Annotated in this window: 23 protein-coding genes and 1 pseudogene; 11 read left to right on the forward strand and 13 right to left on the reverse strand. The window is 69.6% G+C overall.

Going from position 1 to position 21,834, the window contains the following annotated elements; genetic code table 11:
* Nucleotides 1-87: 87 nt before the first annotated feature.
* The 3 genes from LRD69_RS07905 to LRD69_RS07915 form a co-directional block, all read right to left on the reverse strand.
* Nucleotides 88-915: a carbohydrate ABC transporter permease gene (locus LRD69_RS07905; RefSeq protein WP_277329662.1), complete on the reverse strand. Its 828-nt coding sequence runs from the start codon at nucleotides 913-915 to the stop codon at nucleotides 88-90.
* 71 nt (nucleotides 916-986) lie between these two features.
* Entirely contained in the window at nucleotides 987-2,000 is a 1,014-nt protein-coding gene (locus LRD69_RS07910) for a sugar ABC transporter permease (RefSeq protein WP_277325842.1), read from the reverse strand.
* 20 nt (nucleotides 2,001-2,020) lie between these two features.
* Nucleotides 2,021-3,295, reverse strand: a complete 1,275-nt coding sequence (locus LRD69_RS07915) for an extracellular solute-binding protein (RefSeq protein WP_277325843.1) — start codon at nucleotides 3,293-3,295, stop codon at nucleotides 2,021-2,023.
* 394 nt (nucleotides 3,296-3,689) lie between these two features.
* On the opposite strand from LRD69_RS07915, the gene LRD69_RS07920 reads away from it, so the two are divergent.
* Nucleotides 3,690-4,757, forward strand: coding sequence for a LacI family DNA-binding transcriptional regulator (locus LRD69_RS07920; RefSeq protein WP_277325844.1), 1,068 nt, complete (start codon nucleotides 3,690-3,692; stop codon nucleotides 4,755-4,757).
* 74 nt (nucleotides 4,758-4,831) lie between these two features.
* Nucleotides 4,832-5,767, forward strand: a complete 936-nt coding sequence (locus tag LRD69_RS07925) for a phosphatase PAP2 family protein (protein WP_277325845.1) — start codon at nucleotides 4,832-4,834, stop codon at nucleotides 5,765-5,767.
* Nucleotides 5,768-5,851: 84 nt separating this feature from the next.
* Here LRD69_RS07925 and LRD69_RS07930 read toward each other — a convergent pair whose 3' ends face one another.
* A complete protein-coding gene (locus LRD69_RS07930; protein ID WP_277325846.1) occupies nucleotides 5,852-8,842 on the reverse strand; it encodes a bifunctional [glutamine synthetase] adenylyltransferase/[glutamine synthetase]-adenylyl-L-tyrosine phosphorylase in 2,991 nt (996 codons plus the stop codon).
* Nucleotides 8,843-8,978: 136 nt separating this feature from the next.
* Between LRD69_RS07930 and LRD69_RS07935 the strand changes: the two genes are divergently transcribed.
* Complete coding sequence (locus tag LRD69_RS07935) at nucleotides 8,979-9,494, forward strand: pyridoxamine 5'-phosphate oxidase family protein (protein ID WP_277325847.1); 516 nt, start codon at nucleotides 8,979-8,981, stop codon at nucleotides 9,492-9,494.
* A 43-nt stretch (nucleotides 9,495-9,537) separates the two neighbouring features.
* Here the strand turns inward: LRD69_RS07935 and LRD69_RS07940 are convergent, their stop codons facing one another.
* The 4 genes from LRD69_RS07940 to LRD69_RS07955 form a co-directional block, all read right to left on the reverse strand.
* Nucleotides 9,538-10,350 (reverse strand): putative protein N(5)-glutamine methyltransferase, encoded by an 813-nt coding sequence (locus LRD69_RS07940; protein WP_277325848.1) that lies wholly within the window; start codon nucleotides 10,348-10,350, stop codon nucleotides 9,538-9,540.
* 559 nt (nucleotides 10,351-10,909) lie between these two features.
* Entirely contained in the window at nucleotides 10,910-11,155 is a 246-nt protein-coding gene (locus LRD69_RS07945; RefSeq protein ID WP_277325849.1) for a hypothetical protein, read from the reverse strand.
* Nucleotides 11,139-11,390, reverse strand: a complete 252-nt coding sequence (locus LRD69_RS07950) for a DUF6400 family protein (protein WP_277325850.1) — start codon at nucleotides 11,388-11,390, stop codon at nucleotides 11,139-11,141. Before LRD69_RS07950 ends, LRD69_RS07945 begins: the two co-directional genes overlap by 17 nt.
* 408 nt (nucleotides 11,391-11,798) lie before the next feature.
* Complete coding sequence (locus tag LRD69_RS07955; RefSeq protein WP_277325851.1) at nucleotides 11,799-11,972, reverse strand: hypothetical protein; 174 nt, start codon at nucleotides 11,970-11,972, stop codon at nucleotides 11,799-11,801.
* Here LRD69_RS07955 and LRD69_RS07960 point away from each other — a divergent pair, their 5' ends adjacent.
* From LRD69_RS07960 to LRD69_RS07970, 3 genes and pseudogenes are all read left to right on the forward strand, one after another.
* Nucleotides 11,973-15,149: a polymorphic toxin-type HINT domain-containing protein gene (locus LRD69_RS07960; protein ID WP_277325852.1), complete on the forward strand. Its 3,177-nt coding sequence runs from the start codon at nucleotides 11,973-11,975 to the stop codon at nucleotides 15,147-15,149.
* A 15-nt stretch (nucleotides 15,150-15,164) separates the two neighbouring features.
* Nucleotides 15,165-15,500, forward strand: coding sequence for a hypothetical protein (locus LRD69_RS07965; protein ID WP_277325853.1), 336 nt, complete (start codon nucleotides 15,165-15,167; stop codon nucleotides 15,498-15,500).
* A 344-nt stretch (nucleotides 15,501-15,844) separates the two neighbouring features.
* Nucleotides 15,845-16,148 (forward strand): annotated as a pseudogene (locus LRD69_RS07970) (integrase); the annotation flags it as partial.
* Nucleotides 16,149-16,228: 80 nt separating this feature from the next.
* Here the strand turns inward: LRD69_RS07970 and LRD69_RS07975 are convergent.
* Together LRD69_RS07975 and LRD69_RS07980 are read right to left on the reverse strand one after the other, a co-directional pair.
* Nucleotides 16,229-16,405, reverse strand: a complete 177-nt coding sequence (locus LRD69_RS07975; protein ID WP_277325854.1) for a glutamine synthetase — start codon at nucleotides 16,403-16,405, stop codon at nucleotides 16,229-16,231.
* A 411-nt stretch (nucleotides 16,406-16,816) separates the two neighbouring features.
* The gene (locus tag LRD69_RS07980) at nucleotides 16,817-17,854 is read right to left on the reverse strand and encodes a hypothetical protein (RefSeq protein ID WP_277325855.1); all 1,038 of its coding nucleotides are present in this window, start codon (nucleotides 17,852-17,854) and stop codon (nucleotides 16,817-16,819) included.
* A gap of 212 nt (nucleotides 17,855-18,066) precedes the next feature.
* Between LRD69_RS07980 and LRD69_RS07985 the strand changes: the two genes are divergently transcribed.
* Nucleotides 18,067-18,189 carry a hypothetical protein gene (locus LRD69_RS07985; RefSeq protein WP_277325856.1) on the forward strand — a complete coding sequence of 41 codons (123 nt, stop codon included), beginning with the start codon at nucleotides 18,067-18,069 and terminating at the stop codon, nucleotides 18,187-18,189.
* A gap of 11 nt (nucleotides 18,190-18,200) precedes the next feature.
* Here LRD69_RS07985 and LRD69_RS07990 read toward each other — a convergent pair whose 3' ends face one another.
* Nucleotides 18,201-18,410: a hypothetical protein gene (locus LRD69_RS07990; protein WP_277325857.1), complete on the reverse strand. Its 210-nt coding sequence runs from the start codon at nucleotides 18,408-18,410 to the stop codon at nucleotides 18,201-18,203.
* Nucleotides 18,411-18,639: 229 nt separating this feature from the next.
* Here LRD69_RS07990 and LRD69_RS07995 point away from each other — a divergent pair, with 229 nt between their 5' ends.
* Entirely contained in the window at nucleotides 18,640-19,305 is a 666-nt protein-coding gene (locus LRD69_RS07995) for a hypothetical protein (protein ID WP_277325858.1), read from the forward strand.
* A gap of 156 nt (nucleotides 19,306-19,461) precedes the next feature.
* Nucleotides 19,462-19,599, forward strand: coding sequence for a hypothetical protein (locus tag LRD69_RS08000; protein WP_277325859.1), 138 nt, complete (start codon nucleotides 19,462-19,464; stop codon nucleotides 19,597-19,599).
* A gap of 122 nt (nucleotides 19,600-19,721) precedes the next feature.
* Here the strand turns inward: LRD69_RS08000 and LRD69_RS08005 are convergent, their stop codons facing one another.
* Complete coding sequence (locus LRD69_RS08005; RefSeq protein WP_277325860.1) at nucleotides 19,722-20,597, reverse strand: hypothetical protein; 876 nt, start codon at nucleotides 20,595-20,597, stop codon at nucleotides 19,722-19,724.
* A gap of 18 nt (nucleotides 20,598-20,615) precedes the next feature.
* Nucleotides 20,616-20,891, reverse strand: a complete 276-nt coding sequence (locus tag LRD69_RS08010) for a DUF6233 domain-containing protein (RefSeq protein WP_346771931.1) — start codon at nucleotides 20,889-20,891, stop codon at nucleotides 20,616-20,618.
* A gap of 159 nt (nucleotides 20,892-21,050) precedes the next feature.
* Between LRD69_RS08010 and LRD69_RS08015 the strand changes: the two genes are divergently transcribed.
* Nucleotides 21,051-21,374, forward strand: coding sequence for a hypothetical protein (locus tag LRD69_RS08015; RefSeq protein ID WP_277325862.1), 324 nt, complete (start codon nucleotides 21,051-21,053; stop codon nucleotides 21,372-21,374).
* A gap of 9 nt (nucleotides 21,375-21,383) precedes the next feature.
* A complete protein-coding gene (locus LRD69_RS08020; protein ID WP_277325863.1) occupies nucleotides 21,384-21,587 on the forward strand; it encodes a hypothetical protein in 204 nt (67 codons plus the stop codon).
* The last annotated feature ends 247 nt before the right edge of the window (nucleotides 21,588-21,834 follow it).

Here is a 21,834-nt window from a genome sequence, read left to right on the forward strand (position 1 = left end):
CTGGGTGGGGAGCGGCGCCGGGACCGGGTCGGGGATCCGGCGCCGCCGAGCCTTGGTGCGTGCGGGTCGTGCGGGGTGGGGGGTGCGTCAGCCCTTGACGGCTCCGGCGGACATGCCGGTGACCAGGTGGCGCTGGGCGAAGAGGAAGACCAGCGCCGCGGGTATCGCGATGAGCACGGACGCGGCGGTCATCGGCCCCCACTGGGCTCCGTACTGGTTGACGAACTTCTGCAGCCCGCCGGCGAGGGTGAGGTTCTCGTCGCCGACCATGAAGGCGGAGGCGTACGCCACCTCGCCCCAGGCGGTGATGAAGGAGTAGAACGCGGTGACGGCGAGGCCGGGCTTGGCGAGCGGCAGGATCAGCCGCCAGAACGTGCCGAACGGGGTGAGGCCGTCGACCTGCCCCGACTCGTCGATCTCGCGCGGGATGGTGTCGAAGAAGCCCTTCATCATCCAGGCGCAGAACGGCACCGCGATGGTGAGGTAGGTGATGACGAGGCCGGCGGGCTGGTTGAGCAGACCCAGGCCCGACATGATGTTGTAGATCGGCACGATGAGGACGGCGACCGGGAACATCTGGGTGATCAGCAGCGTCCACATCAGCCCGCGCTTGCCGGGGAACCGGAAGCGGCTGACGGCGTAGCCGGTGGTGGCGGAGACGAAGACGCCGAGGACGGTGGTGAGGCCGGCGACGACCACGGAGTTGCCGAACCAGGTCAGGAACTCGGTGTCCTTGATCAGGTTCGTGTAGTTCTCGAAGGTCGTGTCCTTGAAGAAGTCCGTCGTCGTCGCGTACGCGGCGGGCTTCAGCGAGGTCAGCAGGACCCAGAGCACGGGGAACACGGCGATCACGGACGCGACGATCAGCGTGAGGTGCAGTCCGGCGGAGGCGAGCGGCGAGCGCTCGCCGCGCAGCCGGACCTTGCGGGCCGAGTGGCGCGCTGCGGGGGCGGCGGAGCGGCGTGCGGCGCGGGCGGGGGCGGTGGTCACCAGGTATCTCCCTGTGTGCGGAGGACTCGCCGGTAGACCGCGGCGAAGAGCATCAGGAGTACGAGGATCAGCACGCCCCAGGTGGAGGACTGCGCGAAGTCGCGCGGGCTGATCTCGAAGGAGAACTTGTACGCCTGGGTCACCAGGATCTGGGTGGCCTCACCGGGTCCGCCGCGGGTCAGCAGGAAGATCACCGGGAACATGTTGAACGTCCAGATGGTCGACAGCAGGATCACCGTGGTGGAGACCGGCCGCAGCCCGGGCAGCGTGATGTGGCGGAACCGCTGCCAGGCGGTGGCGCCGTCCATCTCGGCGGCCTCGTACTGCTCGCTGGGGATGGACTGCAGGCCGCCCAGCAGGGCGACCATCATGAACGGCACGCCGAGCCACACGTTGACGGCGATGACTGAGAACTTCGCCCAGGTGGGGTCGTTGAGCCACGGTATGGAGTCGATGCCCGCACCGGAAAGGATCTTGTTGAGCAGCCCGCGGTCCTCGTTGTAGAGGAAGCGCCAGGCGAAGACGGAGACGAAGCCGGGGATGGCCCAGGGCAGGATCAGCGCCATCCGATAGGCGGAGCGGCCGGCGATCCGCCGGTTGAGGATGTTGGCGAGGGCCATGCCCAGGGCGAACGTGATGCTCACGCAGGCGACCGTCCACACCAGGGTCCACCCGAGCGTGCCGAGGAACTGGTTCCCCGTGAGCGCGTCGGCGTAGTTGTCCAGGCCGACGAACTTGTACGTCGCGGGCAGGTGGTTGACGCCGATGGACCGTTCGACATTGCGCTCATTGGCGTCGGTCAGCGACAGGTAGACGCCGCGGACCAGCGGGTAGCCGATGATGACGCCGATCACGGCGACGACCGGGGCGACCATCGTCCACGCGTACCAGTGGGTCGACAGAGCGCGCCGGAGCCTGCTTCGTGGTGGGGTACCAGTACCGCGGCTCCGGCCGCGGGCGACATCGTCGCCCGCGGCCGTTGCCACCGACTGGCTGGTGTGGACAGCCATCAGTCGGCCTGCCTTTCTGGTTACTTCCAGCCCTTGAGGAGCTTGCGGTAGGAGTCACCGGTGGCCTTGGCGGCCTTCTCCGGCGTGGTCTGGCCGGTCAGGACCTTGGTGTACTCGGTGATGAGCGGGGCGAAGAGGCTGCCGGTCTCGGGAATCCAGGGACGCTCGACGGCGGTCTCGACGACCGGCTGGAAGAAGCTGACGATCTCGTTGTCGACGACCGCTTCCTCCGAGTAGGCGGAGGTACGGGTCGGCAGGAGGTTCAGCTCCTTGGTGACCTGGGCCTGGGTCTTCGTGGACGTCATGTAGTCGACGAAGGCGTAGGAGGCGTCGAGGTTCTTGGAGCCCGCGTAGACGGCCAGGTTGTGACCGCCCTGCGGGGCGCCCTGCGCGGTGGAGCCGGCCGGGACCGGGGCGACGCCCAGGTTGGCCTTGTCCTGGAACTCCTTGCCGGCGTAGGTGTCGGCGACGGCCCACGGGCCGTTGATCATCATGGCGACCTTGCCGTCCTTGAAGGACGACTGCATGTTCTCCCAGCCGTCGGTCGCGTCAGTCTTGGCCGCACCGGAGTCGACGAGGTCCTTGACGACCTTCATCGCCTTGACGCCCTCGGGGCTGTCGACGGTGACGGACTTGGTGGACGCGTCGACGAGGTCGCCGCCCTCGCCGTACAGGAAGGACAGGAACCAGTACGCGTCGTCGCCGCGCAGGTACAGGCCGGTCTTGCCGGTCTTGTCCTTGATCTTCTTGGAGACGGTCTTCAGCTCGGCGACGGTGGTGGGAACCTCCACGCCGGCCTCCTTGAAGATCTTCTTGTTGTAGAAGATGCCCATGGAGTCGATGACCTGCGGCACCGCGTATGTCTTGCCGTTGTACTTGGTGGAGGCGGCGGCCTGCTTCAGGAAGTCGTCGGCCTTCTGCAGGGCGGGGGTGCCGTCCAGCGGCGCGAGGTAGCCGAGGTCCGCGAACTCGGGGGTCCAGGCGACCTCGGAGCGGATCACGTCGGGGGCGCCGGAGCCGGACTGCGCAGCGTTCTTGAACTTGTTCTGCGCCTCGCCGAAGGGCACGTTGACGTACTTGACGTCGACCTTCGGGTGCTCCTTCTCGAAGCCTTCGGCAATCTTCTTGAAGACCTTGTCCTCGCTGCCCGCGGTGGACGTGTCCCACCACGTAACGGTCCCGGAGAGCTCGCCGGAGCTCTTGCTCGAGCCGTCGGACTTGTCATCGCTGCCGCAGGCGGTCGCCGCGAGCGCCAGGGCCGCGACCAGGGCGGTGGCCGTTATGCCACGTCGCATCTGAACTCCTTCAACTGCCGTACCGCTCCGTCGCGGCGCCGGGTCGACGAGAACGTAACAAGGATGAAAGACGACCGAAAGACTTTGCGGAAGATTTCTGCAAGCTTCGCCGATCGTTACATTTGCGTGTCCTCACGGTAGCCGTCAAGCCTCTTGACGGAACCGCCCCGCCCCTGGCAGGAGAGGGCGCAGGCCATGATTTCACGGTGCGACGATCCGATCGCGGTGCGCACATCGGACTCCGCAAGGGCTTGCAAGATGTTGCGGCGGCGCTGCCGGGGAAACCGGCGCCCGTCCCTGCCGCCGGTCACCGCCACCCCCCGGAGAGCACAGCAGTCGCCCGATTCCCGTGCATGGTGGGCAATCCGACATACGCCCGGTACAGTCCACTCCCATGACCGCACGGCTTGCCGATATCGCAATTCAGGCGGGGGTCAGCGAAGCTACGGTCAGCCGCGTACTGAACGGCAAGCCAGGTGTTGCTGCAGCCACCCGCGAATCCGTCCTCGCCGCGCTCGACGTTCTCGGCTACGAACGGCCGGTACGGCTGCGCAGGCGCAGCGCGGGGCTGGTCGGGCTGATCACGCCCGAGCTGGAGAACCCCATCTTCCCGGCGCTCGCCCAGGTCATCGGCCAGGCGCTGACGCGGCAGGGCTACACGCCGGTGCTGGCGACGCAGACCCCCGGTGGTTCCACCGAGGACGAACTCACCGAGATGCTCGTCGACCGTGGCGTCTCCGGCATCATCTTCGTCTCAGGCCTGCATGCCGACACCTCGGCCGACATGCAGCGGTACGAGCAACTGCGCGCCCAGGGCGTGCCCTTCGTCCTGGTCAACGGTTTCTCCCCGAAGGTGCAGGCGCCCTTCATCTCCCCCGACGACCGGGCGGCGATGCGGCTCGCGGTGACACACCTGGTCTCGCTCGGCCATCAGCGGATCGGTCTCGCGGTCGGGCCCAAGCGCTTCGTCCCCGTGCTCCGCAAGATCGAGGGCTTCCGCTCCACCGTGCAGGAGCAGTTGAACCTCACCTCGGACGAGGTGGAGGTGCTGATCCAGCACTCGCTGTTCACCCTGGAGGGCGGCCAGGCGGCCGCCTCGGCGCTGATAGAGCGCGGGTGCACGGCGGTGGTGTGCGCGAGCGACATGATGGCGCTCGGTGCGATCCGGGCGGCGCGACGGCTGTCGATGGAGGTGCCGCGCGATCTGTCGGTCGTCGGCTACGACGATTCGCCGCTCATAGCGTTCACCGATCCGCCGCTCACCACGATCCGCCAGCCGGTGACGGCGATGGGCCAGGCCGCGGTGCGTACCCTCCTCGAGGAGATCGGTGGCACACCGGCCCCGCACAGCGAGTTCGTCTTCATGCCGGAACTGGTGGTCCGCGGCTCCACGGCCGCGGGCCCCGGGCCCGACCCGGCCGCCGCAATCCCTACGGAATCAGGGTCGCACGCCCGCCCGTAGGGTGCATGATGTGCAGCCGGCACCCGATCGGAGGATGATCGGGCAAAGGCACGTATCTGGCAGGATCTACGCCTATGGGTGAGTTGAGCGTGAAGTCACAGGAAGGCCGAACGGCGGCCACCCCGTCACCCATCCAGGACGAGGCGGACCCCGCGGCGAAGCGGGACAGGCTGGCGACGTTGCGTTCGCTGCGGTCGCCCCGTCGGCCACGCGTGTGGTTCGAAGTCCTGCTGATCGCGGTCAGTTACTGGCTCTACTCGCTGGTGCGCAATGCGGTCCCCGAGCAGAAGGCCGCCGCCCTCAGCAACGCCGACCGGCTCTGGTCGGCGGAGAGGATTCTGGGCATCGCCGTCGAGCAGTCGGTCAACCACGCCGTGAACTCCGTGACATGGCTGATCGTCTCGATGAACTACTACTACGCGACACTGCACTTCATCGTCACCATCGGTGTGCTGGTGTGGCTGTTCCGTTTCCATCCCGGCCGTTACGCCGCTGCGCGTCTGGTGCTGTTCGCGACCACCGGCGTCGCGCTGCTCGGGTACTACCTGTATCCGCTGGCGCCGCCGCGTCTGATGAACGGCGGGCACTTCATCGACACCGTGCTGGTGCACCACACCTGGGGTTCGATGGCCTCGGGCAACTTCAAGAACATGTCGAACCAGTACGCGGCGATGCCGTCGATGCATATCGGCTGGTCGCTGTGGTGCGGCCTGACCGTCTTCGCACTGGCTTCGGCGCCCTGGGCCCGTATCGCCGGACTGCTCTACCCGACGGTCACCCTGGTCGTGATCGTGTCGACCGCGAACCACTTCTGGCTGGACGCGGTGGGCGGCATGGCCTGCCTGGCGTTCGGGTACGCGGTGTCGTACGCCTGGTACGGGGCGCTGCCGCACCACCTCCAGAAGCGGGTCGCACCGCCCGCGCGGGCCAGACTCTCGGCTCTCGGCCCGGGCGGGCCGGTCCAGGTCCGCCGGCCGGCCACGGCCACCGAGGCACCCGCGCGTCGGTGAGCGCCCCGCTGGGGGCCGGGCGCCGAAGACCCCGGACCGGACTGCGTTGCCCGTGCGGGGCCGCCGCGCGGAGGATCCACGCCGTCACGCCCCGTAGAACCGCTCCTCCACCACCGCCCGCGCCCGTCGGGTGATCCGCCGGTAGTCGTCGAGCATGTCGCCCACGTGCCCAGGTTCGTACCCTAGGTAGCGGCCCACGGCCGTCAGCTCGCGCGGGCCCGACGGGAACGTGTCGCCGGGGCGGCCGCGTACCAGCATCACCGCGTTGCGGACCCGGGTCGCCAGCACCCACGCCTCGTCCAGGGTCTGCGCGTCCTCGGTCGGGATCAGTTCCGCCGCGCACGCCGCGGCCAGTGCCTCCCTGGTGCGGGTCGTGCGCAGGCCCGGCTCCGCCCAGCCGTGCTGCATCTGCATCAGCTGGACCGTCCACTCGACGTCGCTGAGCCCGCCGCGCCCCAGCTTGGTGTGGAGCGTCGGGTCGGCGCCGCGCGGCATCCGTTCGGACTCCATGCGGGCCTTGAGGCGGCGGATCTCGCGGACCGCGTCCTCGCCGAGTCCTTCCATGGGGTAGCGCAGCGGGTCGATCAGTGCGACGAAGTCGCGGCCGAGGTCCTCGTCGCCGGCCATCGGTTCGGCACGCAGCAGGGCCTGGCTCTCCCAGACCAGCGACCACCGGCGGTAGTACGCCTCGTACGACTTCAAGGTGCGCACCAGCGGTCCGCTCTTGCCCTCGGGCCGCAGATCCGCGTCGATGATCAGCGGCGGATCGGCGGTGGGCAGCTGCAGCAGCCTGCGCATCTCGGCGACGAGGGTGTTGGCGGCCCGGGCGGCCTCCTGTTCGTCGACGCCCTCGCGCGGTGCGTGCACGAACAGGACGTCGGCGTCGGAACCGTAACCGAGTTCATGACCGCCGAAGCGGCCCATGCCGATGACCGCGAACCGGGTGGGGAGGGTGTCGCCCCACTGTTCGCGTACGGCGGCGCGCAGGGCGCCGGCGATCGTGACGGCGTTCAGGTCGGTGACCGCGTTGCCGACCTGGTCGACGAGCGCGCCGTGGTCGGTCTCGGCGGGACTCTCCTCGGTGCCGTACGAGCCGATGAGGTCCGCGGCCGTCGTGCGGAACAGTTCGCGCCGGCGCACCCCGCGGACCACCGCGACCGCGGACTCGGCGTCGTCCGCCCGCCCCACCGCGGCCAGCACCTCCTGCTCCAGATGGCTGTGGCTGCGCGGAGTGAGCCCCTGCGGGTCGCCGAGGATCGCCACCGCTTCGGGGGCCCTCAGCAGCAGGTCGGGGGCGAGCCGGCCGGCCGACAGGACGCGGGCGAGGTTCTCCGCGGCCGCGCCCTCGTCGCGCAGCAGCCGCAGGTACCAGGGGGTCTTGCCGAGCGCGTCGGACACCTTGCGGAAACCGAGGAGCCCGGCGTCCGGGTCGGCGGAGTCCGCGAACCAGCCGAGCAGCACCGGCAGCAGGGTGCGCTGGATGGCGGCCTTGCGGGACACCCCGGACGACAGCGCCTCCAGGTGCCGGAGCGCGGCGGCCGGATCGGCGTACCCGAGCGCTTCGAGGCGGACCCCGGCGGCCTTCGGGCTGAGCCGCGTCTCGCCGGGCGCGAGCTGGGCGACCGCGTCCAGCAGCGGCCGGTAGAACAGCTTCTCGTGCAGCCGCCGCACCACGGACGCGTGCCGCCGCCACGCCTGGTTGAGCTCGGTGATCGGGTCCGCGCGCATCCCCAGGGAACGCCCGAGCCGGCGCAGGCCCGGTTCGTCCTGGGGTACGAGGTGGGTGCGGCGCAGCCGGTACAGCTGGATGCGGTGCTCCATGGCGCGCAGGAAGCGGTACGCGTCGTCGAGCTGCGCGGCGTCCACCCGCCCGACGTAACCGCCTTCGGCGAGCGCCCGCAGGGCCTCCAGGGTCGAGCCGCTGTGCAGGGAGACGTCGCTGCGGCCGTGCACGAGCTGGAGCAGCTGTACGGCGAACTCGACGTCCCGCAGTCCGCCGGGTCCCAGCTTGATCTCCCGGTCGACCCGGTCCGCGGGGATGTTGTCGATGACGCGGCGGCGCATCTTCTGTACGTCGCCGACGAAGTTCTCCCGGTCCGCGGCCTGCCACACCAGCGGTGAGACGGCGTCGACGTACTCGGCGCCCAGCTCGGGGTCGCCGGCCACCGGCCGGGCCTTGAGCAGTGCCTGGAACTCCCAGGTCTTGGCCCAGCGCTGGTAGTACGCCAGATGCGAGGACAGCGTGCGCACGAGGGGCCCGTTGCGGCCCTCCGGGCGGAGGTTGGCGTCGACCGGCCAGATGGTGCCCTCGACGGTCGTGTCCGAACAGATCCGCATCATGTGCGCGGCCAGCCGGGTGGCACCCTGCACGCCCTTGCTCTCCTCGGCGCCGTCCAACGGTTCCGCCACGAAGATGACGTCGACGTCGGAGACGTAGTTCAGTTCGTGGCCGCCGCACTTGCCCATCGCGATGACCGCGAGCCGGCACACAGCGGCGTCCTCGGGTGCGGCCGTGCGCGCGATGGCGAGCGCGGCCCGCAGCGTCGCGGTCGCCAGATCGGCGAGCTCGGCGGCCGTCTCGGCGACGTCCGTCGTACCGCACACATCGCGGGCCGCTATGGCCAGCAGGCACCGGCGGTAGGCGACGCGCAGCGAGTCGGGGTCGTCGGCCTCGGCGAGTTCGTGCTCGAACTCGGCCACCCCGGGATGCAGATCGGTGGCCTCGTACGTGACGAGCGCATGCCAGTCGCGGGGGTGCCGTGCCAGGTGGTCGCCGAGCGCCTCGGACGCCCCGAGCACCCCGAGCAGCCGGTCGCGCAGCGGCTTGGCGGTGATGAGCGTGTCCAGGAGGGTCTGCCGCTCGGCGGCGTCCTCGGCCTCCACCAGACGGACCAGCCCCTGCAGCGCAAGATCGGGGTCCGCGGTCGCGCCGAGCGCGTCGAGCAGGACCGGATCGGTGCGCACGGACGACAGAGCCGGCAGGTCGAGCAGCCGTTCCGCGGCGGAGGGATCGGTGAAACCGTGCCGTAGCAGTCGGGTGAACGTACTGCTCCTGCGCCCCGGCACCGTCGTCATCCGTGCTCTCCTGCTCGCCGCCCGATCACTGTCCAGCCCTTCGAGCCTAGCCCCGCACCGATGAATTCGGAGCGGGTGCACGGTCCGCACTTCGCAGGCACGATCGTTTTCAGGACCCGCACAGGAGGGCGTCACCATGTCCGCAGACGCACCCGTCGCCGAGCTGCACCCCGACTACAGCGACAGGGCCGCGACCGCCCGTCCGTGGTCGGAGGCGGTCGCCGTGCTCACCCGGGCGGAACTGTTCTGGCTGTCCACGGTCCGCCCGGACGGCCGCCCGCATGTCACGCCGCTGATCGGGCTCTGGTCGGACGGTGCGCTGCACTTCTGCACGGGCCCGTCCGAGCGCAAGGCGCGCAACCTGGCGAAGAACCCGGAGGTCGTGGTGACCACCGGTGACAACACGCTGACCCACGGGTTCGACGTGGTGGTCGAGGGCCGGGCGCACCGCGTGACGGACGAGACCCGGCTGACGCGGCTGGCCGAGCTCTGGGAGGCGAAGTACGGGGCGGACTGGCACTTCGAGGTCCACGCCGGTGCGTTCGCCAACGGTGCGGGCGGCCGCGCCGACGTGTTCCGGGTGGCGCCGCGCACGGCGTTCGGCTTCGGCAAGGGCGAACCGTACAGCCAGACCCGCTGGCGCTTCACCTGACCGCCGGCGGCCGGGCAGGTGAACCGCCCGGCCGCCGGGCGGTTCACCTGCCGGTCGCGGTACCGGGTTGCGTGCCGATGACGACGGTCGCGTACAGCTCGTCGGAGGTGACCACCCGTGCGGTCAGCCCGCTGCGGGCGACGGTCTCCTCGGCCCGGGCCGCCTGGCGTTCACTCGTCTCGACCAGCAGATGCCCGCCCGGTGCCAGCCATCGCGGCGCTTCGGCGGTCACCCGGCGCAGCACGTCGAGTCCGTCCCCGCCGCCGTCGAGCGCGACCCGGGGCTCATGGATCCGCGCCTCCGCGGGCAGGAGTTCGACGTCCCCGCTGGGTACGTACGGCACATTGGCGAGCAGAATCCCGACGCGGCCGCGCAGCGAGGCGGGCAGCGGTTCGAAGAGATCGCCCTCGTACACCTCCCCCGCACCGGCGACATTGCGGCGCGCGCACCGCACCGCGGCGGGTTCGACGTCGCAGGCGTGCAGTTCGACCCGGCCCAGGGCCGCGGCCAGCGCGGCGCCCAACGCACCGGAACCGCAGCACAGATCGACGACCACAGCAGGCCCGTCCGCACGGGACACGAGGCCGACGGCCTGGTCGACGAGGAACTCGGTGCGGCGGCGGGGCACGAAGACGCCGGGGTCCATCGCTATCCGCAGGCCGCGGAACTCGGCCCAGCCGAGGACGTGTTCAAGGGGCAGTCCGGCCGCCCGGCGGTCGACCATGGCCGCGAGCTCGGCCGGCGTACCGGCCGTGGAGAGGATCAACTCGGCCTCGTCCTCGGCGAATACACAGCCGGCGGCACGAAGCGTGGTGACGATGACGGAAAAAGGAAGCGGTGACGGGAAATCCGGCATGGAGCGGGCCTTTCGGAATGCCGATGGGCGCTCCGCGGTCACCTATACCGGTTCGACCACGCGATCGTGAGATGCGAGCACCCAGACTGACACAGCGGTAATGGGTCTCACCTCCTCGGTACGTCCCCGTGCTGGGGTCGGCAACACTACCCGAAGCGCACCTGGGCGCCTGCCATGCGTCGACAGGGGGCATGTGCGGGGCCCGTTGCCGCACCTTCGGCTTCATGTGACGACGAGAGACCGCCACTCGGCGCCGCACTGCGGCGGACTGAACGTCCGAACCGGTGCCAGGGCGCCGGAGGGCCGGCCTCACAGGCGATACGCAGGTCCAGGTCGTGCGCGTCCGGGCACGGTCGGCCATCGGCCGGGCAGAATGCCCCGGATCCGCCCCATGGTGTTGGACACGACAGGACGACAGTGTCCCGCGCCCCCTCCCCCGGCCGCCCGTCTCGTGTCAGTCGGTCCGGCCTCCGTCGCATCGGTCCGAGGAGGCAGGAGCAGCTGCACGGTGTCCTGCCATGGGGTGGAGCAGGCCGTGCGGGGTGGGCGGCCCGGCCCGTCAGGAGCAGGGAGCGTCGTCGCCGCGGCGGGTGGCGCCGGGGCGGGTGTTCACCGACCACATGTGCGTGCACTGCGGGCACTGAAGGTGGATGACCGGCCCCTTGTTGGAGATCAGATAGCGCCAGTGCTCACCGCAGTTGCGGCGGTCGGCGCAGGTCGCACAATGGCGGGCGTCGTCGCAGACGGGGCAGGCCACCCAGGCGCGTCGGGCGACGTCCGCCTGCGGATCAATGGGCAGCCGCACGGCCCGGCTCCTCCCCTGACAGGACACCGGCCGCCACCAGCAGGTCGTAGGTGCGCTGCTGCTCGGCGTCCAGGCCCGAGTAGAGGAGCGCGTACGCCTCGTCCTCGCCCCGGAGGGCGGCCACCGGGTCCCAGTCGGGCCCGAGCGCGGCCACGACCTCGGCCCGTCGCCGGGCTTCCTCGAAGGTCAGGTCGATCGTGAAGGGTATGAGGCCGGGAGTGTTGTCCTGGTTCATGGCGAGACTTCCGATGTGCGGACAGAACCCCACCATCTCTACCAGGCACCCACAGCAGCGGGGAAGGGTGACCTAAGTCGCCCCGGGACGACACCCCCGCCGACTCATCGAGGGGGCACCCGCGGATCGGCCGACGGGGGCGGGCCGTTGCCGGCACCGAGCCCCGAACGGCAGACACGGCCCACTCACGGCACCGTGACGCACTTCACTGCCTGCCCCGCAGGGGACACCCCCTCACGGGCATCGCCCGGTACGGGCCGCCGCCTGCGCCCACGCCGTCCGACGTTGTTCACGGGACAGCCCGGGGACGGCGGTGCCCACGGCTACGGAGGGGCTGAGGACAGCGGGCCGGCGTCCGCGCGGCCCATCCCCGGCACCTCTCCAGCGCTCCAACCGCGCCTGAGTGGTTCAGAGCGCGTTGATCGCAGACGGCGCGCGCTCGATTCGGGCCAGGGCACGCAGCAATGCCGCTTGGCCGTGCCGTCGGGCTGCGAGTCCCGCCAGCAACGTGAGTACGGGATCGAAGGCGCCGGCCGAGAGCTCCGGCGCCACGATTCCCACGCTGACGGCCAGGTCGTCCATGTGAACGGCGAGCTCCGTCATGCGCGTCACCAGGAAGTCGTCGAGGCTCAGAGCCCACCCCGTCTGCGGCATGAAGACGACCCGGTCACCCCGAACCGGCGGAAGGGCGGACTGCTGCTCGACAAGGGTCGCGCGGACGCGCTCCAGCAGCGCCTGTGCGCCCTCGGAGGCGATGTCCTCACCGTTCGCCCGAATGCCGGCGTTCACCTCAACCGCTCGGCCCGTCGCGCGGCGCTGGCCGCGGCGCAGACCGCGAACGCGGCCGCCGCTGCGGCCGAGGCCGCAGGACGTGCCTCGAACGCGGCATACGCCGCCGGCCAGGACAAGAACAAGGCCCAAGACGCCCTGGACCGGGCCGCCGAAGCCCGCGAGGCGGGCGAGCTCGCCAGGAAGTCGGCCAAGGCCGCCGAGCAGGCCGGCAAGGCCTCGCTGGCCGCCGCAGACGCCGCCGCCGCCTCCCGCAGCGCGACCGGCAACGCCAACAAGGCCGCCGCCGCCGCCGACCAGGCCGCCGACTACGCAGCTGCCGCCGGGGGTTCCTCCGCCGAAGCCCGGGCCGCGGCCGCGGAGACCCGCCGCCACGCCAACGAGGCCAACCGCGCCGCCGACGCCGCCGAGGCACTGGCCCGCAAGTCGGCGACCGCCGCCAACGAGGCGCGGGACGCCGCCAACTCGGCCGCCACGCACGCCGACAACGCCGCCGACGCCGCCGAAGACGCGGGCAAACACGCCGGCGAGGCAGCCGACCAGGCAGCCGACCAGGCAGCCGAGGCCACCAAACGGGCCGCCGCCGCCAAGGCGGCCGCCGACACCGCCACCAACGCGGTCGCGACCGCGCAGAAGACCTTCGACATCGCTCGCGAGACGGAGGCCGAGGAGCTCACCACCCGCACCAACGCGGCTGTCGAGGCGGCCATGTCCCAGAAGGCCATGGCGGACACGTTCACCGTTGAAATCTCCGAGACGGTGGTCGACGGCCAAGCGATCGTGGACGACACCAAGGCCCTGGCCTCCGAAGCCGAGCAGGCCGGCGCCGACGAGGCTGTGATCGCGGCCAAGGCGCGCCCGGTTGTCCTGCGGGCGATGAAGTACTTCGGCGCCTGGCGTCAGGACGCAGCCGCCCTGGCACTGTCCGGCACCGACGCCGAAGTCATCGAGTACCTCAAGACCGGCTGGGATCAGGCTGTCAAGGACGAGATGCGCCAGCAGGTCACTGACCTCGCCTCGGACAGCCCCTACGAGGCGGTTCGGACCGCTGCCACCGAGGCGCTCAACGGCACGGATGAGCAAATCCGTGACTTCTACCTCACCGGTCAGCACCAGGCTGCCAATGCCGACTACCGCGTCGAGGTCACCAAGCTCGCCAACGACGGCGGCCCCGGTGTCAAGGAAGGCGCCAAGAAGGCACTGGAAGACGGCAGCATCCAGGCCCTGCTCGGCTTCCTCAACAGCGGCCAGTACGCGGCCCAGCAGACCGACGAGCGAGTTACCACCACGCAGCTCTTCAACGACGGCGGCCCCGAGGTCAAGTCCGCGGCCAAGATCGCCCTGGCCGGTCCCGCCGACGAAGTCCACAGTTTCGTCGAGACTGACCAGTACATGGCCGACCGCAAGGACCAGCTGGCCTACACCCACATCGCCCAAGTCGAACGCCTCATCGCCGAAGGCCAGGTCATCGCGGCCACCGCCCGAAAGAACTCCTGGGACGCCGCAAAGGCCGCCTTCGACGCGAACAACGCCGCAGACAAGGCCGAGGAGGCCGCCGCGGAGGCGCATCACAGCGCCGAACAGGCCGAGGGGTACGCGGCCGACGCCGACGGCGCGGCCGATCGGGCCGAGACCAGCGCCGAGCAGGCCAAGCAGTCCGCGACCACCGCACGCTCCGCCGCCAACCGCGCGGCAAACGACGCAGTGGCCGCCGAAGAATCCGCCGCCCAGGCCGAATTCTCGGCTTCCTATGCGCGCGAATCGTCCTTCCAAGCCCAGGTGGCCGCCGATGAGGCGCGCGCTGACGCGCAGGATGCGGGGAAGAGCGCCGAAGAAGCCGATGGCCTCGCCAAGGCCGCCTGGACGGACGTCGTCGAGAAGCGCGAGGCCGAAGAGGCCGAAGCGCGCCGAGTCGCCGCCGAAGAGCGGGAGAGGCAACGCGAGGCGGAGAGCCAGAAGCCGAAGTGCTACATCCCGATGAACCGGGACAGCCTCCCACCCTGCGCCATGGCCGGCGGCGAACTCGTGTTCCCCGAGATCGACCCGCTCATGAAGGAAGTCGTCTGGGAGGTCATGGGACTCAACGACGCCAAAGAATGCGCCAAGGACCCTGCACTCGGTAAGTGCGCCATGGCCGCCTTGTCTTTCCTTCCAGTTGGAAAGCTCAAGCTCCTCAAGAAGGGTATCGAGGGGGTATCGGATGCGGTCGCAAGTTCCCGCGTCGCAAAGGCAGCTGCCAAGTGCACGCTGTGCTTCGCCGTCGGCACCCAGGTCCTGATGGCCGATGACTCGGTGAAGAACATCGAGTCCGTGACCGTGGGCGAATCAGTCGTAGCCACCGACCCCGTCAACGGAATAACGGGGCGTCGTACCGTCACGAATGTCATCGTCACCCAGCATGACAAGCATTTCAATGAGCTCACGGTGGCTGCCCACGGGAAAACGGGACGGATCACCGCTACTCACGAGCATCCGTTCTGGTCCCCGGAGGACAGGAAGTGGGTCGAGGCAGGTGATCTCCGTCCCGGCGCAACACTGCGGACCACCGACGGCAGCACCGCCGTAGTCCAGAGCAATCGCCCTTATGACGACTACGCTCGCACCTACAACCTGACCGTTGCCGGCATGCACACGTACTACGTGCTCGCCGGCGAGACCCCGGTACTTGTTCACAACGCCACCTGCTCGGTGCCGATCTCAAAGGGCCGATGGCACCACATTTGGAAGGGCCATGTAAACCGGAAGCTAGACCCGGGCAAAAGCAAGTTCACCACCACGAGCAAGGCAAAGATCGAGAGCATGATCAACCGAGCTCTCGGTGGCGAGACAGGCGACGGCGTCTATTTCTACAAATTCCCTGAAGCGATCGGAAAGATCGCGAAGGACGGCAAAGAAATACCCCAGTACCACATTCGCGTAGTGGTACGCGACGGAAAGCTCATTACGGCGTTCCCGTCAGACGGCCCATGAAAAGGAGTACGAGGGATGGGTGTTGACGTAGTACTGAAACGGGTAAATCAGCGGGGCACGAGCCGTAAGAAGCGTCGGCTGGACAACGTAGATTTCGTTCAGGACGCGGACGATGTGTTCGCTGACCTCTGTGACAACAGTGCTCTACCGATGCTGAACCGGGTGGACCGATACCGCAGCCAGATCCTGACTTCGGCGGACATGGCACAGTTCATTTCCGAGCTCAACGCAACCCGGGATCTGGTCGCAGGCGAACGGGAACGGGAACGGGACATCCTGAATGCAGTGCTCCGACTAGCCGAGCTCTGCGCAGAAGGTACAACGCTGGAACTCCACCTCGTGGGCGACTAGCGAACACCTCCATGGGCGACGGCAAGTAGCCCATGCCATGGGAAAGGGCCGGTCTGCACCGCAACGGTGCAGACCGGCCCTTTCCCATCCCGAAGTGTGCCCAGCTGGGCGGACTGCCGTACGTATCCGACACGTTGAAGCGCAAAGCCAAGGAAGCCGAAGCGCCTCGCGCGGCAGTGGAGTGCCGCAAGCAAGAGCGGGAAAGCATGCCGGTCTGCATAGCCAACCCCTACCGGGACTCTCTCCCGCCCTGCACCCTCGCCGGACCTGTCGACACTGTCGTCTGTGCGGCGGACCGCGCCGCCTTCATCCGCGCGAGTGACAGCAGCTTCATCACCTGCGTGTGGAAGCCCGCTCTCGTCGAGGCCGACGTCATTCCCGCGCCACAGCCCGGGCGAACGCCACCAGGCCGCCCGCGAGCACGGGATGCACGCGCTGCGCCACTTCCACGCCTCGGTCCTGCTGGACGCGGGCGAGAACATCGAGGCGCTGAGCCGGCACCTCGGGCACAGCGATCCGGGATTCACGCTGCGGATCTGCACGCACCTCATGCCGAGCAGCGAGGGCCGCACCCGGAAGGCCGTGGACAGCATGTACGAAGCCTCCGGTGCAGCACCGGACGGCCCGCAGGCGGCCCAGGGTGGGTGAAACGGCTCAGGGCCGACGGCACGAAGCCGTCGGCCCTGAGAAGAACCCTTGCCGTTCACGCAAACGGCACTGAACAGTGGTTACAGCACCGGCAGCAGCGCCTTCAGCTCGAAGGCCGTGACCTCGCTGCGGTACTCCTCCCACTCCTGCTTCTTGTTGCGCAGGAACTTATGCGGCGCGGGGCGACCCTCGGACGATCCATGCCACGGCGCCAGTGACCTGCGATCGAGCGGTCGTCCACGGTCGTTGTCGGTCACTGTGGGCCACACTCCGACGGCCCACAGACGGCCCGGTCCAAGCGTGAGCCGCCAGCAACTCCAGCCGGCCTGTTGCACTGGATGCGGATGAGCTTGGCCTCTTAGGGCTGATCTATTGAAGCGGCTATGAACTGGGTGCCGTTCCCGCGATAACGGGTACAACCCCACGACCACACATGCAATTGTCCCCTCTTATCGAGGCTATCCGCTACTCAGGCTGGAAGCTCCCATGTGGCGAACGGATAGCCTGACGAGTTGAGCACCAGATGCGCATACCTAAAGTCGCCTAGGCTCCGGACCACCTTGCGATCCGCCAAGGCGCGAACGATCAGGTGAACCCATCGCGGAGGCGAAGGTCAGAGGGCGGGAATCGGCGAAGCCCGGGCTGTTCTCCGCCGCGTCAAGGCACCGTCAGCACCAGCGCGTGTGGCGGCAGATGTGCCAGCCGTCGCCGGAGCCGCCCGAACCTCCGGAGCCGCCCGTACCGCCGGGGATTCCGTTCGGGTACAGCCTCGTGCGGTTCCGGTCGCGGGGGTACGGGTCGAGGTAGTCCGGGTCACCGTCGTCGTCGCGGTCCGGCAGGTAGGCGTCCCTGCCCCGGTCTGGGGCGGGGCAGCCGTGGTTGGGCGAGGAGAGCGCGAGGCTCACGACGTACACCTCGTCGGTGAGGGGACCGCCGCTCGCCGGGTCCTGCCGGCACACGCGCCAGTCGTCGTACTCGCCCTCACGGGGGAGCGTGTCGTTGAGGTACGCGGCCTCGGCGTGCACATCGTCCTCGGGTACGCCCGCGGCCGTCACCTTCGGGACGGCGGCGCGCCAGGTCAGCCCCAGGACGTCGGGCATCTTCTTCCACGGCACCGTCTTGCCCTCGGCCTCGGGGCACGGTTCCCCGCGGCGCACGACACCGAAGTCCACGATCGGCTCCTCGGACGATCCGCCGGTCACCTGGAAGCAGACCTTCCACAGCGAACGCGCCGTCACCTCCCGCTTCTGGTCCGAGGCGTCGTGGTAGATGACCGTGAAGCCCCTCCTCAGCGACTTCGGGAAGGCCACGTCCAGCGAGTCGCCCGTGAAGTCGGGCACCGTGGGCATCGTGGCCTCGGGCGTCGCCCGCGAGGCGGTGGGGAAGCGACTCGGGCGCGTGGACGGCTTCGCGGCGTCGGTGTTCGCCGCCCGGGCCGGGGTGTCGGCGGGCTGCCCGGGGAGCACCGCCCCCAAGAGGGCCATCGCCGCGACCGAGGCGACGACCCTGCCCGACCTGGGCCAGGGGTTGCGCCACCACAAGAGGATCAGAGCGACGAGGAGCGCCACCCCGCCGAGCTGGTCGCTAACCAGCCCCAGCAGGGGGACGGCGGCGATGGCTCCCATGCGTGCCGCGCCCGTCTGCCACCAGGGGCCGGGTGCGGAGGAAGGGGGAGGCGAGGACTCGTGGCTCTGGGGGCCGGACATGGTGGCGCGGAGCCTTTCCATCCATACGTGCGAAAGCTGACCGCCCGCATCGTACGCAGAGGGGGGAAGCCGCCCTTCCGGGTGGTGCCCCTGATGCGCCGTGGTGAACCGGGCGGGTGACGGTTCTGTGGCGCACCGACGGGTTTGCCTGGGCGGACACTCCCGGAACAGCCTCCGCGGCCGGTGGCCGTGTCGCCACCCACACGGCAACCGTGACGCCCGAGATACTCGGCGCCATCGCCGCCGGCCTGGGCGTGCCGCTGCGGCTCGTACAGGCTGCGGCAGCCGAGCAGTACGTGGGGCTCGTCCTCGACGACTCGGCAGCGAGCGAATAGCTGAGGTTCGGCTACGCCGCTTCGTACCGGTGGGCTCGTCCGCCGCGCCATTCGATCCAGTGCGGGTCGTCGAGGATGTCCCAGGCGTCGTCGAGGCCGGCCCGCCGCAGGAATTCGACCAGGTCGCGATCGTCGCGGGCAAGCCCGACGATCTGCCCGTTGATGGTGGCCCTTCGCCCACCGGTGGCGGAAAGGCCATGGACGACTATCGGCGCGCTCATGCCTCCAGGGTGCGACTGGTGGCAGGTCACGGCATGCGCGTCACGGTGAGCGTCCCGTGCCGGCCTCATCCGGCAAGCACCTTCGTCGAACTGGAGGCGGCAGCACAGCTGCGGCACACGTGTGACGTGAGCGCGGCAATCAGGTGATGCGGCGACCGCACCCGTGATCCGGCGGCACCCCGGCTTGTTCCCGGGTGTGCACATATCCGTCGCGACGGATTTTCACCTGATGGGGAAGGCCACCATGCGCATCCACACGTTGAAGCGGCGTATCGCCGCGCTTGGCACCGTCCTGGGGCTGGGCGTCGCGCTGCCGTTCACCCTCGGGGTCACCCCCGCTCAGGCGCAGGCCCAGCTGGACATCACCAAGACCCATGTCGGGGACTTCTCCCGCGGTGGGGAGGGGATCTACCGCGTCACCGTCATCAACAGCGGCACCGAGGCGACCCCGTCCGGGACTCGGATGACGGACGTCCTCCCCACCGGGCTCACTTCCCCGAGGGTGCGGTTCTTCAGCAACAACTCGGCCCCGGTTTCCTGCACAAGCCCCGGCGGGGACCGGTTGGTCTGCGACACCGGCGTGCTGCAGCCCGGTGACAACTACACGCTGGAACTCGTCACCGACGTCGACGCCGACGCTCCCTGCACCATCACCAACATCGCCACTGTCGTCGGCCTCACCGGTGGCATCAGCGACTCGGCCAGCGACCCGACCAACATCCCCGGCCCCAACTGCAACGGCGGAGGCGGCGGAGGCGGGTCGCTGCTCCCCATCAGCCTCAGCGGCGTGATCCCGATGTTCAACAACATCAGCACGAACACCAACATCAACAGCCCCGGCGCCACCAACACCAGCAAGCAGCACTTCAAGGTGACCGCGCCGACGGATCAGTAGGTCTCCACCACCTTGACCTGCTCCTCCGTGACCTCCACTTCCACGACCTGGAACGAGCGGAACTGGCACGCGCGGTACGTGCAGTTGAGGCACCGCACTCTCCTGGCACAGGAGTAGGGCGAGAGCGGCGGCCGTACATGCCGACATCGGTGGATCGTGCGCGGGCACTGGCGCAACCACTACTACTCCTCGCGCAAGGCCAACCGGCCCACCTGGATCGACCAGCACATCAAGGGCCCGGACGGTGCGCCAATCCTGGACCCGGAAAAGCTCGTCAACCTCCTGCGCCGCTGACACCCACCAGACGCACCAGTGCCCGCCTCTCCGTACAGGGGAGGCGGGCACCTCGTGAAATCCCCGGACCCGCGCGTGCCGGGCACGCGCTACTGCTCCTCATGAACGTAGCCACTTGCCCATCACCGCATCCGCGTCACGGTCAGCGTCCCGTGTCGGCCCGACCCGGCCAGCACCTCGACCACCAGGTCGGTGTCGAGCCGGGTGTAGATCTCCTGGTCGGCTCTCCCGGAGCCGGTCTCGGGGGCGTCGGCGAGTACCTGGCCGATGTGGGCGGCGAGGCCAGCCGTGAGCCTGGCGGTCACCCGCACCCGGTTCTCCCCTGCGGCTACTACCGCCAGGTTCCGCGGCCGCGCCCGGGGCCCGGTGTACCCGACGACCTGGGCGTTGATGGTGTCTGCGTGCCTGACCTTCACCCATCCGCGGCGCCCGAACGGGTAGCCGCCCTCGGCCCGCTTCGCGACGATCCCCTCAATGCCTTGCGCTTGCAGCGCCCGGTACCAGTGCTCTGCCGTCTCGTAGTCGTCCGTGGCCGGCGCGGCCTGAATCGGCGGGCCGGCGTCGGCGAGCAGGTCCAGGAGCAGCGCGCGCCGCTCCGTGTACGGGCGTCCGGCGACGGCGCCGTGCACGGGGTGCTGCAGGACATCCCAGACCACATACGAAGCCGGGTACTGGGCGGCCAGCTGGCGGGCCCGCATCAGGGATGATGCCGCTCTCGCCTGTGCGGCCCCGAAGTCGATTCGGCCGTCCCGCCACACGACCGCCTCCCCGTCCAGGACCGTCCCCCGCGGCAGGGCGGTCATCCCGGCGGTGGCCAGGTCCATCCAGTGCGTGGTGACGACCCGACCGGACCGGGCGTACAGGGTGACGGTGTCCTCGGTGCGCACCATGACGGTCCGGTGCCCGTCGAACTTGGGCTCGTACCACCACCCGGGCCCGTGCGGCACGGTCGAGACGGGGTAGGCCAGTGCCACCTTGATCGGGAGGTCCACCTTCATGCTGCGACCAGCGCCTGATCACAGCACTCCGAGCGCGGTGTCCGGCCGACAGTAGACGCAGGCCCGGATCCCCTCGGTGAGGGCCGCGAGAGCCTGCTCGCGGCTGATGGTGCGCTGCCGCTTCCCGGCCATCCGGCATCCGCCGACGTGCACCTCGATGGGTGGGCGGCCGACGCCGATGCCGAGCTCGACAATCCAGTCCGGGGTGGGCGGCCGCCGCTCCTCGCCCTGCCGCTTCTCCCGCTCCCGCTGCTCGGCTGCCGCGATGGCTTCGTCGATTCGGGCCAACCACATTGCGTACCAGGTCCGCAGCGTGCGGAGGCGAGACAGATCAGGGGGCAGGAGATCGGACACGTGTTCGAGTCTACGTCCGGACGTGTGTGCACTATCGGGGCATCACCGTGCCAGCATGGTGCGCACCATCCGACAACCGACGAGAGGAGCCGCGGCCACATGACCGACGCCGACCTGCTGCGGACCCTCGGCGTGGACCCCCTGAAGCTGGACCCGGCCCCACCGTCGCCATGGAGGAGCGCGGGGGCCGAACGGCTCGCCGGCCGTCATCCGTGCGTGCGCTGCGGCAAGCCCTCGACCGTGGCCGGCGTCGTCGACACGCTCGAACATGGCCGCCGCTGGCTGGACCGCTGCACGCCCTGCCTCATCGCCACCACCCCACGCGGTGGCCCCCGTGCGCCGCTGGCGGACACCGTGGCCGTGCCGCGAGAGGCAGCCCGCGAGGCCGGGGTCAGCCTGACCATCGTGACCGACGAGTCGTAGCCTGCCGTCGTGGACAACCAGCGCTACCACCTGACCCTGACGATCGGCGGGCGGCCCATCATGCACGGCTGGTGGCCCGAACTGAAGTTCGCCGAGCGTAAGTTCGCGGCCTGGGTCGGCGAGCGCGGCAGCGTCGAAGGCACCCGGATCACGCTCACCGACGAGGCGGACGGCGGGCGGGTGCTGAAGTTCTGGCCAGACGAAGGCCGGTGATACCGCCCGCACTGTCGGCGGCGCCTGCGACACTGGCCAGGGCCGTGCCGCGTCCCCCGTCGGCGGGGCCACCTGCCGTCCGGGCCGACTGTTATACCGGCCTCCTAGACTCGATACATCAATCCCCAGGGCCGCTGGGCCCGCGAACAGGGGGAATGCTTCCCGCCCCGCCCGGAACAGCGCCCGGGTGGGGCGGAGCTGCCTCAGCCGTCCTCGGGCTCCGGGTGCAGGACCGCCTTCTTCACGG

It is taken from the genome of Streptomyces sp. JH14 (assembly GCF_029428675.1).
In the GTDB taxonomy this organism is placed as follows: domain Bacteria; phylum Actinomycetota; class Actinomycetes; order Streptomycetales; family Streptomycetaceae; genus Streptomyces.

What these genes read in the sequence shown, in the direction of transcription:
- LRD69_RS07910 (WP_277325842.1), bottom strand. Translation starts at nt 2,000, where the DNA reads ATGGCTGTCCACACCAGCCAGTCGGTGGCAACGGCCGCGGGCGACGAT.
- LRD69_RS07915 (WP_277325843.1), bottom strand. Translation starts at nt 3,295, where the DNA reads ATGCGACGTGGCATAACGGCCACCGCCCTGGTCGCGGCCCTGGCGCTC.
- LRD69_RS07920 (WP_277325844.1), top strand. Translation starts at nt 3,690, where the DNA reads ATGACCGCACGGCTTGCCGATATCGCAATTCAGGCGGGGGTCAGCGAA.
- LRD69_RS07925 (WP_277325845.1), top strand. Translation starts at nt 4,832, where the DNA reads ATGGGTGAGTTGAGCGTGAAGTCACAGGAAGGCCGAACGGCGGCCACC.
- LRD69_RS07930 (WP_277325846.1), bottom strand. Translation starts at nt 8,842, where the DNA reads ATGACGACGGTGCCGGGGCGCAGGAGCAGTACGTTCACCCGACTGCTA.
- LRD69_RS07935 (WP_277325847.1), top strand. Translation starts at nt 8,979, where the DNA reads ATGTCCGCAGACGCACCCGTCGCCGAGCTGCACCCCGACTACAGCGAC.
- LRD69_RS07940 (WP_277325848.1), bottom strand. Translation starts at nt 10,350, where the DNA reads ATGCCGGATTTCCCGTCACCGCTTCCTTTTTCCGTCATCGTCACCACG.
- LRD69_RS07950 (WP_277325850.1), bottom strand. Translation starts at nt 11,390, where the DNA reads ATGAACCAGGACAACACTCCCGGCCTCATACCCTTCACGATCGACCTG.
- LRD69_RS07955 (WP_277325851.1), bottom strand. Translation starts at nt 11,972, where the DNA reads ATGGACGACCTGGCCGTCAGCGTGGGAATCGTGGCGCCGGAGCTCTCG.
- LRD69_RS07965 (WP_277325853.1), top strand. Translation starts at nt 15,165, where the DNA reads ATGGGTGTTGACGTAGTACTGAAACGGGTAAATCAGCGGGGCACGAGC.
- LRD69_RS07980 (WP_277325855.1), bottom strand. Translation starts at nt 17,854, where the DNA reads ATGTCCGGCCCCCAGAGCCACGAGTCCTCGCCTCCCCCTTCCTCCGCA.
- LRD69_RS07990 (WP_277325857.1), bottom strand. Translation starts at nt 18,410, where the DNA reads ATGAGCGCGCCGATAGTCGTCCATGGCCTTTCCGCCACCGGTGGGCGA.
- LRD69_RS07995 (WP_277325858.1), top strand. Translation starts at nt 18,640, where the DNA reads ATGGGGAAGGCCACCATGCGCATCCACACGTTGAAGCGGCGTATCGCC.
- LRD69_RS08005 (WP_277325860.1), bottom strand. Translation starts at nt 20,597, where the DNA reads ATGAAGGTGGACCTCCCGATCAAGGTGGCACTGGCCTACCCCGTCTCG.
- LRD69_RS08010 (WP_346771931.1), bottom strand. Translation starts at nt 20,891, where the DNA reads ATGTGGTTGGCCCGAATCGACGAAGCCATCGCGGCAGCCGAGCAGCGG.
- LRD69_RS08015 (WP_277325862.1), top strand. Translation starts at nt 21,051, where the DNA reads ATGACCGACGCCGACCTGCTGCGGACCCTCGGCGTGGACCCCCTGAAG.